This window comes from Sphaerotilus sp. (assembly GCF_031429695.1).
In the GTDB taxonomy this organism is placed as follows: Bacteria; Pseudomonadota; Gammaproteobacteria; order Burkholderiales; family Burkholderiaceae_C; genus Sphaerotilus.
In genome coordinates, this window is sequence record NZ_JANPAB010000095.1 from 1 (window position 1) to 11,870 (window position 11,870).

Sequence of the window (11,870 nt, forward strand, 5' to 3'; positions counted from 1 at the left end):
TTCACGACCCACACCGGCCCGCCCAGCTTCTGCGCGGCTTCCACCGCCTCCTGCACCGTGAACGCCGCATAGCCTCGCGGCACCGGCACGTCGAACTGGCGCAGAACTTCCTTGCCTTGGTATTCGTGGATCTTCATCGGGGTTTGCTCCTCGGGGTGGCGGAGAGTTTCGGGGTGTTGAAACTGGTGTGCTGGGGATGCGGAGTGTGACGCGCGGGCGGACTCTGCGACTTCAAACTGACCTCAAGCTGAGACATGTCACACGGTTGTGCTGTCTCAGCTTGCAGCAGCGGCGAGGCCGTTGTCGAAATGGGCGCGCATGAGGCGGGTCGCCAACGCACCGTCGCGGCGCTCCAGCGCGTACATCATGGCGCGGTGCTCGTTCAGCGACTCTTCAGGGCGCCCCTGCTTGAACAGTGAATGGTGGCGGTTGAGCTTCATCACCTTGCGCAGGTCGGCCACGATTTGCTGGCGCCAGCGGTTGCCGGCGATGGTCATCAACTGGACGTGGAAGGCTTCGTTGGTGGCGAAGAAGAACTCGCGCTGGTGGACCTCGCGCTCCAGCCGGTCGTGCAGGGCGCGCAACTGGGCCAGTTCTTCGGGGGAGGCGTTGCGGGCCACGTCGCCAGCGGCGTCGCTCTCCAGCAGTGCGAGCAAGTGGTAGACCTGCTGCACGTCGTGGGTGGACATCTCCGTCACATACGCGCCGCGGCGCACCTTCATTGTCACCAGCCCCTCGACCGCCAGCACCTTCAGTGCCTCGCGCAGCGGTGTGCGGCTGATGCCGAGTTCGGCGGTGAGCTTCTGCTCGTCGATCCAGCTTCCTGGCTCCAGCTCGCGGTTGAAGATCCGCTCGCGCAGCCGCTCGGCCACCTCCTGGTAGAGGGCGCGTGGGGCCAGGGTGGTGTCGAGTGCGGGTGTGCTCACAGGGACTGTCAGGCAGAAGTCAACATTGAATTCATAATTATGCATCATGTATCATGCGGCGACTCAGCGCCAGGAACACAACACCATGTCGAACGAAGCCGCGAACCCGCCCGAATTCCAGCCCGTCTCGCTGGCCCAATGGCAGAAGGCCGCCGCCAAGTCCGCGCCCGGTGGTCAGGTCGACGCCCTCAACTGGGTCACGCCCGACGGCATCACGGTCAAGCCGCTCTACACCGCCGAGGACGTGCAGGGCCTGCAGAACACCAACACGCTGCCCGGCTTCGCGCCCTTCCTGCGCGGTCCGCAGGCGACGATGTACGCGGTGCGGCCGTGGACCATCCGCCAGTACGCCGGCTTCTCGACCGCCGAGGAATCGAACGCCTTCTACCGCAAGGCGCTGGCCGCCGGCGGGCAGGGCGTGTCGGTGGCGTTCGACCTGGCCACGCACCGCGGCTATGACACGGACCACCCGCGCGTGACCGGCGACGTGGGCAAGGCGGGTGTCGCGATCGACTCGGTCGAGGACATGAAGATCCTGTTCGACCAGATCCCGCTCGACAAGGTCTCGGTCTCGATGACGATGAACGGCGCCGTGCTGCCGGTGCTGGCGGGCTACATCGTGGCGGCGGAAGAGCAGGGCGTCTCGCAGGACCAGCTCAGCGGCACCATCCAGAACGACATCCTCAAGGAGTTCATGGTCCGCAACACCTACATCTACGGCCCCGAGCCGTCGATGCGGATCATTGGCGACATCATCGAGTACACCGCGGCCAACATGCCGAAGTTCAACTCGATCTCGATCTCCGGCTACCACATGCAGGAAGCGGGCGCGAACCAGGCGCTGGAACTCGCCTTCACGCTCGCCGACGGCAAGGAATACGTCAAGACCGCCATCGCCAAGGGCATGGACGTGGACGCCTTCGCGGGTCGCCTGTCGTTCTTCTGGGCGATCGGGATGAACTTCTATCTGGAGATCGCCAAGATGCGGGCGGCGCGCCTGCTGTGGTGCCGGATCATGAAGGGCTTCGACGCCAAGAACCCCAAGAGCCTGATGCTGCGCACGCACTGCCAGACCTCGGGCTGGTCGCTCACCGAGCAGGATCCGTACAACAACATCGTCCGCACGACGGTCGAGGCGATGGCGGCGGTCTTCGGCGGCACGCAGTCGCTGCACACCAATGCGCTGGACGAGGCGATCGCGCTGCCGACCGCGTTCTCCTCGCGCATCGCCCGCAACACGCAGCTCATCATCCAGGAAGAGACCCACATCACCAGCGTGGTCGATCCGTGGGCGGGCTCCTACATGATGGAGTCGCTGACGCAGGAGATGGTGGACAAGGCGTGGGCCATCATCGAGGAAGTCGAGGCGATGGGCGGCATGACCAAGGCGGTCGATTCCGGTTGGGCCAAGCTGAAGATCGAAGCGAGCGCCGCCGAGAAGCAGGCGCGCATCGACTCCGGCAAGGACGTGATCGTGGGCGTCAACAAGTACAAGCTCGCCAAGGAAGACCCGATCGACACCCTCGACGTGGACAACGTCATGGTGCGCGACGGCCAGGTCGCCCGGCTGCAGCAGATCCGCGCCACCCGCGACACGGTCGCCGTGCAGGCGGCGCTGGCCGCGATGACCGACGCCGCCCGCGCGGGCACCGGCAACCTGCTTGATCTGGCGATCCAGGCCGTGCGCCTGCGCGCCACGGTGGGCGAGGTGAGCGACGCGCTCGAAGCCGTGTATGGCCGCCATCGTGCGGACATCCAGAAGGTCACCGGTGTCTATGCCGCCGCTTACGACTCGGCCGAGGGCTGGGAAAAGCTGCAGACCGAGATCGCCGATTTCGCCGAGACCTACGGCCGCCGCCCCCGCGTGATGATCGCCAAGCTCGGCCAGGACGGGCACGACCGCGGCGCCAAGGTTGTTGCCACAGCCTACGCCGACCTTGGTTTCGACGTGGACATGGGGCCGCTGTTCCAGACGCCCGAGGAGTGTGCTCGGCAAGCCATCGAAAACGACGTGCACGCGGTGGGCGTCTCGACGTTGGCCGCCGGGCACAAGACGCTGGTGCCCGCCATCATCGCCGCGCTGAAGGCGCAGGGCGCGGACGACATCATCGTCTTCGTCGGGGGGGTTATCCCGCAACAGGATTACGATCTCTTGTTCGAAGCCGGCGTGAAGGGGATCTACGGTCCCGGCACGCCGATCCCGGCCTCGGCCAAGGATGTTCTGGAGCAGATACGCGCCCATGTGTCCGTGGCCTGAGGTTCTTCCTCAGACTCACCGGACACCATGACCACCACACCCGCTGCACGACCGACCTTGCGACTCACGCCGGCCGGTGAAGGTGATTTCGAAGCCCTGCTGGCCCTGCGCATGGCGGCGATGCGCGAAAGCCTGACACGGCTCGGCCGCTTCGATCCGCAGCGGGCGCGGGAGCGGCTGAGCCGGGGCTTCAACCCGGCGCACACCCGCCACATCCTGCGGGACGGTGATCTGGTGGGCTTCGTGGTGGTGATTCCCCGGCCGCATGACCTGCTGCTCGACCACCTCTACATCCACCCCAGCGCGCAGGGCGAAGGCATCGGCGGCTGGGTGATGCGGCAGGTGCTGGCGGAGGCGGACGTGGGGTCGATGCCGATGTCGGTCACGGCGCTCAAGCACAGCGACGCGACCCGTTTCTACCAGCGCCACGGCTTCATCCTGGAGGCCGAGGGCGAATGGGATCTGTATTTCCGCCGCCCGGCGCACCCGCCGAGCGACTCCGACTGAGGCTGACAGACATTGCATGGCGCCGACTGAAGAGACACACGCATTCGCGTTCTCCTGCCTGCCCGAGACCGAACGGGCCTTGGCTGCGGGCATCGTCGGCGAGTCGCCCGCTGTGCAGCGGCGCGCGATGGCCAAGGCGATCACGCTGCTCGAATCGACCCGGCTGGACCACCGCCTGCGCGCCGACGCGCTGCTGAACGCCCTGCTGCCGCACACCGGCCGCGCGTTCCGGCTCGGCATCTCGGGCGTGCCGGGCGTGGGCAAGTCCACCTTCATCGAGGCGCTGGGGCTGTTCCTGATCGCGCAGGGGCACCGGGTCGCGGTGCTGGCGGTCGATCCGTCGTCGAGCGTTTCGGGTGGCTCGATCCTGGGCGACAAGACGCGCATGGAACACCTCTCGGTCCACCCGAGCGCCTACATCCGCCCCAGTCCGGCGTCGGGCACGCTGGGCGGTGTGGCCGAGAAGACCCGCGAGGCGATGCTGATCGCCGAGGCTGCCGGCTACGACGTGGTCATCGTCGAGACGGTCGGCGTCGGCCAGAGCGAGACGGCGGTGTCGGGCATGACGGACCTGTTCTGCCTGCTGCAACTGCCCAACGCCGGCGACGACCTGCAGGCGATCAAGAAGGGCGTGATGGAGCTGGCCGACCTGGTGGTCATCAACAAGGCCGACCTCGATCCCAACGCCGCCACCCGCGCCCGCGCCCAGATCACCAGCGCGCTGCGCCTGCTCGGCATGCACCAGTACCACGGTGGCGGACATGGCGCCCACGGCGATCCGCATGGCCATGGCGGCGACCTGCTGTGGCAACCCCAGGTCATGCAGCTCAGCGCGCTCAAGGGTGCGGGTCTGCCTGAGTTCTGGGCGGCCGTCACCCGCTTTCGCGGGTTGCAGGCCGCCAGCGGCCGGCTCGACCAGCGCCGCCAGCAGCAGAGCCTGGCGTGGATGTGGGAACGCATCGAGGCCGGCCTGCGCACCCGCTTCCGCGCCCATCCCGGCGTGCGCGACCAGCTTGCCGACACGACCGCGCAGGTGCGCGACGGCCGGCTCGCTGCGTCGGTCGCGGCGCGGCGGCTGCTCGACCTGCTGAACTGATTTTTTTCTGAATCGACCCCCGAGGAGACCCTCCATGCATGACATCCAACAGATGCTCGAAGCCAAGCGCGCCAAGGCCCGCCTCGGCGGTGGGCAAAAGCGCATCGACGCCCAGCACCGCAAGGGCAAGCTGACCGCCCGCGAGCGGGTCGAGCTGCTGCTGGACGAGGGCACCTTCGAAGAATGGGACATGTTCGTCGAGCACCGCTGTGCCGACTTCGGCATGGCCGACAACAAGATCCCCGGCGATGGCGTGGTCACCGGCTACGGGATGATCAACGGCCGTCTGGTCTTCGTCTTCAGCCAGGACTTCACCGTCTTCGGCGGCGCGCTCTCCGAGGCCCACGCCGAGAAGATCTGCAAGGTGATGGACCAGGCGATGAAGGTCGGCGCCCCGGTGATCGGCTTGAACGACTCGGGCGGTGCGCGCATCCAGGAAGGCGTGGCGTCGCTCGGCGGCTACGCGGAAGTGTTCCAGCGCAACGTGATGGCCTCCGGCGTGGTGCCGCAGATCTCGATGATCATGGGGCCGTGCGCAGGCGGGGCGGTGTATTCGCCGTCGATGACCGACTTCATCTTCATGGTGAAGGACTCGTCGTACATGTTCGTCACCGGCCCGGAAGTCGTGAAGACCGTGACGCACGAGGAAGTCACCGCCGAAGAACTGGGTGGCGCGGTCACGCACACGACCCGCAGCGGCGTGGCCGATCTGGCGTTGGACAACGACGTGGAGGCGCTGCTGATGCTGCGCCGCTTCTTCAACTACCTGCCGCTGAACAACCGCGAGAAGCCGCCCGTGCGCCCGAGCGGCGACCCGGCCAACCGGCTCGACTACTCGCTCGACACGCTGGTGCCGGAGAACGCCAACAAGCCCTACGACATGAAGGAGCTGATCCTGAAGGTCGTGGACGACGGCGACTTCTTCGAGCTGCAGCCCGACTACGCCAGGAACATCGTCATCGGCTTCGCCCGCATGGAAGGCCAGACGATTGGCATCGTCGCCAACAACCCGCAGGTGCTGGCCGGCTGCCTGGACATCAAGTCGTCGATCAAGGCGGCGCGCTTCGTGCGGTTCTGCGATGCGTTCAACATCCCGGTGGTGACCTTCGTGGACGTGCCGGGCTTCATGCCGGGGACCAGCCAGGAGTGGAGCGGCATCATCAAGCACGGCGCCAAGCTGCTCTACGCCTATGCCGAATGCACGGTGCCGAAGGTGACGGTCATTACCCGCAAGGCGTATGGCGGCGCCTATGACGTGATGTCGTCCAAGCACCTGCGCGGCGACGTGAACTTCTCGTGGCCGAACGCCGAGATCGCGGTGATGGGGGCCAAGGGCGCGGTGGAGATCATCTTCCGCGAGGACAAGGGCGATCCCGAGAAGCTGGCCGCCAAGGAAGCCGAATACAAGGCCCGCTTCGCCAACCCGTTCGTCGCCGGCAGCCGCGGCTTCATCGACGACGTGATCCAGCCGCACGAGACCCGGAAGCGCATCTGCCGCTCGCTCGTGATGCTCAAGGACAAGAAGCTCGACAACCCGTGGCGCAAGCACGGGAACATCCCGCTGTGATCACCTCGCCGGCCCACCCCTGAACACCACCTACCCCACCACCCACCCTGCCATGGCACGCACCGTCTCAGCGCCGCAGGCCGAGCACCACGGCCAACGCCGCGTCCAGTGTCTCCTGCGCCTGTGTGTCCAGGCGGCCGATGTGACCGCGCAGGCGGGACTTGTCCACCGCCCGGATCTGCTCGGTGCGGGCGCGGGTGCGGGTGTTGAAGGTGGGCAGTTCCACCAGCAAGGGCCACTGGGGCGGGGATGGGGTGGTGGTCAGCGGCACGACCACCACGGTGCGCCGCACGGCGTTGAAGCGGCTGTCCGAGACGATCACCGCCGGGCGCGTCTTGGCGATCTCCGAACCCTGCACCGGATCGAAGGCCGCCCAATAGACCTCACCCCGTTCGATGGGCCGGTTCATGGCGTGGACGGGCGGGGTGTCGATCCGCTGGACAGCGCGGCTTGTGCCTCCGCGAAACCACGCTCGAACTCCTCGCGGTCGAAGTCCGGATCCCACACGTCCACCGGCTCCGTCAAGGGCGCATTCAGCCATTCGTCGGCCTCGCGGACCAGTTCCGGATGCCGGGCCTCCAGCTCGTTCATGTACTCGGCTGCACGCACCAGTTCCTGGTCTTCTTGTGCCTGTCGTTCGGCCAGCGCCTTGGCGACGAGGTCCACCAGGAACTTGTTGCGTTGCCGTGGCGGGATGGCATGGGCCAACTGGGCGGCCAGGTCGTCGGGCAAGCGCAGCAGCACTTGCTTGGGCGGGGGGGTGTGTGTGCGTGTGTTCAGCATGATTCAATGATATCAAGATAGCAATTCGTTGCCGAGGATTCTCACCATGTTCACCAAGATCCTGATTGCCAACCGCGGCGAGATTGCCTGCCGTGTCATCCAGACCGCTCGCAAGATGGGCATCCAGACGGTCGCCGTCTACTCCGAGGCCGACAAGGACGCCCGCCACGTCGAGCTGGCCGACGAGGCCGTGCTGATCGGCCCGGCGCCGTCGCGCGAGTCCTACCTCGTCGCCGACAAGATCATCGCCGCGTGCAAGGCCACGGGTGCGCAGGCCGTTCACCCCGGCTACGGCTTCCTGTCCGAGAACGCGGCGTTCGCGCAGCGGCTCGAAGAAGAGGGCATCGCCTTCATCGGTCCGAAGCACTATTCCATCGCGGCCATGGGCGACAAGATCGCCTCGAAGAAGCTCGCGCTGGACGCCCAGGTCAACACCATCCCCGGCTACAACCACGCCATCGACACACCCGAGCAGGCGGTCGAGATCGCCAAGGGCATCGGCTACCCGGTGATGATCAAGGCGTCGGCGGGCGGCGGCGGCAAGGGCCTGCGCGTCGCGTTCAACGACAAGGAAGCGTTCGAAGGTTTCAGCTCGTGCCGCAACGAAGCGCGCAACAGCTTCGGCGACGACCGTGTCTTCATCGAGAAGTACGTGCTGGAGCCGCGCCACATCGAGATCCAGGTGCTCGGCGACAGCCACGGCAACGTGCTGTACCTGAACGAGCGCGAGTGCTCGATCCAGCGCCGCCACCAGAAGGTGATCGAGGAAGCGCCGAGCCCCTTCATCAGCGACGCCACGCGCAAGGCGATGGGCGAACAGGCCGTGGCGCTGGCCAAGGCGGTGAACTACCAGTCCGCCGGCACGGTTGAGTTCGTCGTCGGCAAGGACCAGGACTTCTACTTCCTGGAGATGAACACCCGCCTGCAGGTGGAGCACCCCGTCACCGAGTGCATCACCGGGCTGGACCTGGTCGAGCAGATGATCCGCGTCGCCGCGGGCGAAGCGCTGACCTTCAAGCAGGAAGACGTCAAGCGCGAAGGCTGGGCGATCGAGTGCCGGATCAACGCGGAAGACCCGTTCCGCAACTTCCTGCCCTCGACGGGTCGGCTGGTGCGCTACGCGCCGCCAGCGGCCGATCTGGTGCAGGGCACCGAGACGCTGCAAGGCCCCGCCTACGAGGAGGGCCACTTCGGCGGCGTGCGCGTGGACACCGGTGTCTACGAGGGCGGCGAGATCCCGATGTTCTACGACTCGATGATCGCCAAGCTGATCGTCCACGGCCGTGACCGCAACGAGGCGATCGCCAAGATGCGCGAGGCGCTCAACGGTTTCGTGATCCGCGGCATCAGCTCGAACATCCCCTTCCAGGCCGCGCTGCTGGCGCACCCGAAGTTCGTCACGGGCGGGTTCAACACCGGCTTCATCGCCGAGCACTACAGCCACGGCTTCAAGGCCGAGGACGTGCCGCACGACGACCCGCTGTTCCTCGTGGCCCTCGCCGCCTTCGTGCGCCGCAAGGCCCGCGAGCGCGCAGCGGGCATCAGCGGCCAGTTGCCTGGCCACGGCGCCAAGACCGCGCCGGATCTGGTCGTGGCCGTCCTCGGTGCGCAGGGCCAGCACGTCTACCACGAGGTCCAGGTCAGCGGCTACGATGCACCCGCCGCCACCGCCAACGTGCTGATCGGCGACCGCACCTACGCGGTCCGCAGCCACACCAAGCTCGGTGACCTGCTGATGACCGGCGTGTGCAACGGCGTGCCGTTCACCGCGCAGGTGGAGCGAGGCTCGGCCAAGGCGCCACTCGCCATCCGCGTCGCCCACAACGGCACGCAGATCGACGCCCTGGTGCTCAACCCGCGGGCGGCGAAGCTGATGAAGCTGATGCCCTACAAGGCACCGCCCGACACCAGCAAGTCGCTGCTGTCGCCGATGCCGGGGCTGCTGGCCGATGTGCCGGTGGTGGTCGGTCAGAAGGTGCAGGCAGGCGAGAAGCTGGCGGTGATCGAGGCGATGAAGATGGAGAACATCCTCGTCGCGGTGCAGGACTGCGTGGTCGCCGAGGTGCTGGCAAAGAAGGGCGAGAGCCTGAGCGTGGACCAGCCGATTCTGCGGTTCGAGTGAAAGTCGCTGAAGTTGTCTGAAATTGAATTTGGGTGATAAGCTGAAATCGTCGTATTGAAGGAGTTTTGTATGACAACCGTCAGCGTGTCGCCCAAATTTCAGGTGGTCATCCCCAAGGATGTCCGCCGGGCATTGAATCTGCAGGCCGGACAGCGTGTGGACATCCGGGTCGTGGGAGGGCAGGCGATTCTGGAGCCGCAGGTGGACATTCGCAGCTTGCGCGGCTTCTTGCCTGGCATCTCGACCGATGTGCCCAATGATCCCGAAGGGGTCTGCTGGCCAGGCGGATGTGATCCTGCCCCTGAACCCTTCTGGCCTGCACCATGAACGTCGTGGATTCCTGTGGCTGGCTGGAATACTTCAGCGGGGGCGTCAACGCGTCATTTTTCGAGCCCATCCTGCATGACACGGGCCATTTGATCGTGCCCGCACTCACGCTGTTCGAGGTCTGTCGGCGTGTCCTCACGATGAGCGGTGAAGAGGCGGCCCGCGTGGTGTACGGCGCCATGACGGTGCCCCAGGTGGTCAGCCTGTCACCGGCTGATCACTTCGCGGCAGCGCAATCCGCCAGACGCTGGAAGCTCGCACTGGCCGACGCCATCATCTGGCAAACCGCGCAGGCCCATGGCGCTGCGCTCTACACCCAGGACGTGGACCTGCAAGGCTTGCCTGGTGTGGTCTATCGCCCCAAGCTTTCATCCTCCTCACCATGACGACCCCCAAACCCTTCAAGATCCTCGGCCTCCAGCAGATCGCCATCGGCGGCCCCGACAAGCAGCGTTTGAAATCCCTCTGGGTGGACATCTTCGGCCTGTCGGTCAAGAGCACCTTCGTGAGCGAGCGCGAGAACGTCGATGAGGACATCTGCGAGCTGGGCCGGGGCGCCACCGCCATCGAGGTGGACCTGATGCAGCCGCTGGACGCCGACAAAAAGCCGGCGGTGCATACCACGCCGCTCAACCATGTCGGCCTGTGGGTGGACGACTTGCAAAAGGCGGTCGATTGGATGACCGCGCAGGGTGTGCGCTTTGCGCCGGGCGGCATCCGCAAGGGCGCCGCCGGCCACGACATCTGCTTCATCCACCCCAAGGCCAATGAGGCGTTTCCGCTCAGTGGCGAGGGTGTGTTGATCGAGTTGGTGCAGGCGCCACCCGAGGTGGTGCTGGCGCTGAGCTAACAGCGCAGTTCGTCAGCCGCTGCGGCGCTGCGCGCCACCGCCGCTGGGCGGTGGGCCGCGGCGCTCGATGTGGCGGAAGGTGATGCGGCCCTTGCTCAAGTCATAGGCCGACAACTCCAGCGACACCGCGTCACCCTGCAAGATGCGGATGTGGTGCTTGCGCATCTTGCCCGAGGTGTAGGCGATCAACACATGGCCGTTGTCCAGCGTGACCCGGTAGCGCGAGTCGGGCAGCACTTCGGTGACCATGCCTTGCATCTCGATCAGTTCTTCCTTGGCCATGGCCGGATCTCCTGGAGGGGGTGAATGCGATTGCGTTGTGGATGAGGGGCGGTTTTGCGGACGCTCAGCTCAGGCATCGTGGCGCTGGCGCAGCCAGGTCATGCCTTGCTGGGTGGCGTGGGCCACGGCGTCGCCGTGATTGGCAAAGCGGGCGTCAAAGCGAAACACCCGGTCATGGGTGCTGCTGCCGCGTCCGCTGCGGATGGAGACCGAGGCCAGGTAGCCCCCGTCGTCGAGTAGCCGGGTCATGGGTGAGACAAGGTATTTGCCCACCGTGATGCGATTTGGAGTCAGGTTCAAGTTCAGATTCATGCACAGCCGTTTGACAGGCAAGAGCGCCTGCATTTGCGGCATCAAGTTCAAGGTAAGGGCCAGGCGATGCCGGCCTGGACAGCGACCGCGTTCAGGCTTTGGGGGTGCCTGGGTGATCGCGCGAGAGGGGCCTCTGCAGGTCGCAGGGTCTGCCACTTGCCATCCACTTTGGGTAGTGGGGGGAGGGCGGCGCGCCGGGATGCACGCGCATCCAGCCCGGCGCGCATGTTAACAGACGCCTGCCGGTGCCACGCGCAAGTAGCTCAGCAGCCGCCCCTTGTAGCCCACATCGAGCCCACTGGCGGCGCGATCCAGGCGCGACTCGGTGAGCACGAAGCCCAGATCGATCATGCGCGAGCTGAATCGGGCCCGATTGCCGCGATCGGGGTCAACGATTAGCACGCAAGACGTGCGGGCGGCATGGCGTTCGATGAAGCGCGGCAGGATGGCGTCGCGGTCACGCTCATAGAGCACATCGCTGCCAATAATCAGGTCGAACTCGCCGAACAGCGCGGGGCGATGTGCAAAGGCCACGGGTGAGGGTTTGCCGTCCCACGGCCCGTGTCGATAGGGCATGGCGCCCAGGTGATTCAGCCGCAAGTTCTCAATCAAAAACGCTTCGGTCAGTGGATGGCAATCGCTGGCGGTGATGTTGGCGCCGCGCCGATGGCACACCAGGCTGGCCAGAGCCAGGCCGCAGCCAATCTCGAGGATGCGCTCGCCGATCAGCAGCCGTCGCGCCGACATGAGGTTGGCCAATTCGTGGCCAGACGGCCAGAGTAAGCCGAACATGGGCCAGGCCGCCGAAGAGATGCCGATGGCCAGCGCCTCGCCTGCTGGA

15 protein-coding genes are annotated in these 11,870 nt (G+C 66.1%); 8 read left to right on the plus strand and 7 right to left on the minus strand.

What is annotated here, in order from left to right; translation table 11 throughout:
* Positions 1-137 (minus strand): ATP-grasp domain-containing protein (locus tag RMP06_RS18355; protein ID WP_310463240.1); only part of this gene is annotated, 137 nt, incomplete at its 3' end.
* A gap of 138 nt (positions 138-275) precedes the next feature.
* Positions 276-974 carry a GntR family transcriptional regulator gene (locus RMP06_RS18360; RefSeq protein ID WP_409050200.1) on the minus strand — a complete coding sequence of 233 codons (699 nt, stop codon included), beginning with the start codon at positions 972-974 and terminating at the stop codon, positions 276-278.
* 37 nt (positions 975-1,011) lie between these two features.
* On the opposite strand from RMP06_RS18360, the gene scpA reads away from it, so the two are divergent.
* From scpA to RMP06_RS18380, 4 genes are all read left to right on the plus strand, one after another.
* Complete coding sequence (gene scpA / locus RMP06_RS18365; RefSeq protein WP_310463242.1) at positions 1,012-3,183, plus strand: methylmalonyl-CoA mutase; 2,172 nt, start codon at positions 1,012-1,014, stop codon at positions 3,181-3,183.
* A gap of 27 nt (positions 3,184-3,210) precedes the next feature.
* A complete protein-coding gene (locus RMP06_RS18370; RefSeq protein WP_310463243.1) occupies positions 3,211-3,690 on the plus strand; it encodes a GNAT family N-acetyltransferase in 480 nt (159 codons plus the stop codon).
* A 127-nt stretch (positions 3,691-3,817) separates the two neighbouring features.
* Complete coding sequence (meaB, locus tag RMP06_RS18375) at positions 3,818-4,786, plus strand: methylmalonyl Co-A mutase-associated GTPase MeaB (RefSeq protein ID WP_409050201.1); 969 nt, start codon at positions 3,818-3,820, stop codon at positions 4,784-4,786.
* Between the two features lie 34 nt (positions 4,787-4,820).
* Positions 4,821-6,353, plus strand: a complete 1,533-nt coding sequence (locus RMP06_RS18380; RefSeq protein ID WP_310463245.1) for an acyl-CoA carboxylase subunit beta — start codon at positions 4,821-4,823, stop codon at positions 6,351-6,353.
* A gap of 67 nt (positions 6,354-6,420) precedes the next feature.
* Here RMP06_RS18380 and RMP06_RS18385 read toward each other — a convergent pair whose 3' ends face one another.
* Together RMP06_RS18385 and RMP06_RS18390 are read right to left on the minus strand one after the other, a co-directional pair.
* Positions 6,421-6,762, minus strand: coding sequence for a type II toxin-antitoxin system PemK/MazF family toxin (locus tag RMP06_RS18385; RefSeq protein WP_310463246.1), 342 nt, complete (start codon positions 6,760-6,762; stop codon positions 6,421-6,423).
* Positions 6,759-7,136, minus strand: a complete 378-nt coding sequence (locus tag RMP06_RS18390) for a hypothetical protein (protein WP_310463247.1) — start codon at positions 7,134-7,136, stop codon at positions 6,759-6,761. Before RMP06_RS18390 ends, RMP06_RS18385 begins: the two co-directional genes overlap by 4 nt.
* A 46-nt stretch (positions 7,137-7,182) precedes the next feature.
* Here RMP06_RS18390 and RMP06_RS18395 point away from each other — a divergent pair, with 46 nt between their 5' ends.
* The 4 genes from RMP06_RS18395 (at position 7,183) to RMP06_RS18410 (ending at position 10,435) form a co-directional block, all read left to right on the plus strand.
* Positions 7,183-9,258 (plus strand): acetyl-CoA carboxylase biotin carboxylase subunit, encoded by a 2,076-nt coding sequence (locus RMP06_RS18395; protein WP_310463248.1) that lies wholly within the window; start codon positions 7,183-7,185, stop codon positions 9,256-9,258.
* A 69-nt stretch (positions 9,259-9,327) separates the two neighbouring features.
* Positions 9,328-9,585, plus strand: coding sequence for an AbrB/MazE/SpoVT family DNA-binding domain-containing protein (locus tag RMP06_RS18400; RefSeq protein WP_310463249.1), 258 nt, complete (start codon positions 9,328-9,330; stop codon positions 9,583-9,585).
* Complete coding sequence (locus RMP06_RS18405; protein ID WP_310463250.1) at positions 9,582-9,971, plus strand: type II toxin-antitoxin system VapC family toxin; 390 nt, start codon at positions 9,582-9,584, stop codon at positions 9,969-9,971. Before RMP06_RS18400 ends, RMP06_RS18405 begins: the two co-directional genes overlap by 4 nt.
* The gene (locus tag RMP06_RS18410) at positions 9,968-10,435 is read left to right on the plus strand and encodes a VOC family protein (protein ID WP_310463251.1); all 468 of its coding nucleotides are present in this window, start codon (positions 9,968-9,970) and stop codon (positions 10,433-10,435) included. Before RMP06_RS18405 ends, RMP06_RS18410 begins: the two co-directional genes overlap by 4 nt.
* A 12-nt stretch (positions 10,436-10,447) precedes the next feature.
* Here RMP06_RS18410 and infA read toward each other — a convergent pair whose 3' ends face one another.
* The 3 genes from infA to RMP06_RS18425 all read right to left on the minus strand — a co-directional run.
* On the minus strand, positions 10,448-10,717 hold the full coding sequence (infA, locus tag RMP06_RS18415) for a translation initiation factor IF-1 (protein WP_310463252.1): 270 nt from the start codon (positions 10,715-10,717) through the stop codon (positions 10,448-10,450).
* A gap of 69 nt (positions 10,718-10,786) precedes the next feature.
* Positions 10,787-10,966, minus strand: a complete 180-nt coding sequence (locus RMP06_RS18420) for a hypothetical protein (protein WP_310463253.1) — start codon at positions 10,964-10,966, stop codon at positions 10,787-10,789.
* Positions 10,967-11,257: 291 nt separating this feature from the next.
* Positions 11,258-11,870 (minus strand): class I SAM-dependent methyltransferase (locus RMP06_RS18425; RefSeq protein ID WP_310463254.1); only part of this gene is annotated, 613 nt, incomplete at its 5' end.

Excerpts from the sequence above, each read along its gene's own strand:
- RMP06_RS18360 (WP_409050200.1), bottom strand. The coding sequence starts at position 974 with ATGATGCATAATTATGAATTCAATGTTGACTTCTGCCTGACAGTCCCT.
- scpA (WP_310463242.1), top strand. The coding sequence starts at position 1,012 with ATGTCGAACGAAGCCGCGAACCCGCCCGAATTCCAGCCCGTCTCGCTG.
- RMP06_RS18370 (WP_310463243.1), top strand. The coding sequence starts at position 3,211 with ATGACCACCACACCCGCTGCACGACCGACCTTGCGACTCACGCCGGCC.
- meaB (WP_409050201.1), top strand. The coding sequence starts at position 3,818 with ATGGCCAAGGCGATCACGCTGCTCGAATCGACCCGGCTGGACCACCGC.
- RMP06_RS18380 (WP_310463245.1), top strand. The coding sequence starts at position 4,821 with ATGCATGACATCCAACAGATGCTCGAAGCCAAGCGCGCCAAGGCCCGC.
- RMP06_RS18385 (WP_310463246.1), bottom strand. The coding sequence starts at position 6,762 with ATGAACCGGCCCATCGAACGGGGTGAGGTCTATTGGGCGGCCTTCGAT.
- RMP06_RS18390 (WP_310463247.1), bottom strand. The coding sequence starts at position 7,136 with ATGCTGAACACACGCACACACACCCCCCCGCCCAAGCAAGTGCTGCTG.
- RMP06_RS18395 (WP_310463248.1), top strand. The coding sequence starts at position 7,183 with ATGTTCACCAAGATCCTGATTGCCAACCGCGGCGAGATTGCCTGCCGT.
- RMP06_RS18400 (WP_310463249.1), top strand. The coding sequence starts at position 9,328 with ATGACAACCGTCAGCGTGTCGCCCAAATTTCAGGTGGTCATCCCCAAG.
- RMP06_RS18405 (WP_310463250.1), top strand. The coding sequence starts at position 9,582 with ATGAACGTCGTGGATTCCTGTGGCTGGCTGGAATACTTCAGCGGGGGC.
- RMP06_RS18410 (WP_310463251.1), top strand. The coding sequence starts at position 9,968 with ATGACGACCCCCAAACCCTTCAAGATCCTCGGCCTCCAGCAGATCGCC.
- infA (WP_310463252.1), bottom strand. The coding sequence starts at position 10,717 with ATGGCCAAGGAAGAACTGATCGAGATGCAAGGCATGGTCACCGAAGTG.
- RMP06_RS18420 (WP_310463253.1), bottom strand. The coding sequence starts at position 10,966 with ATGACCCGGCTACTCGACGACGGGGGCTACCTGGCCTCGGTCTCCATC.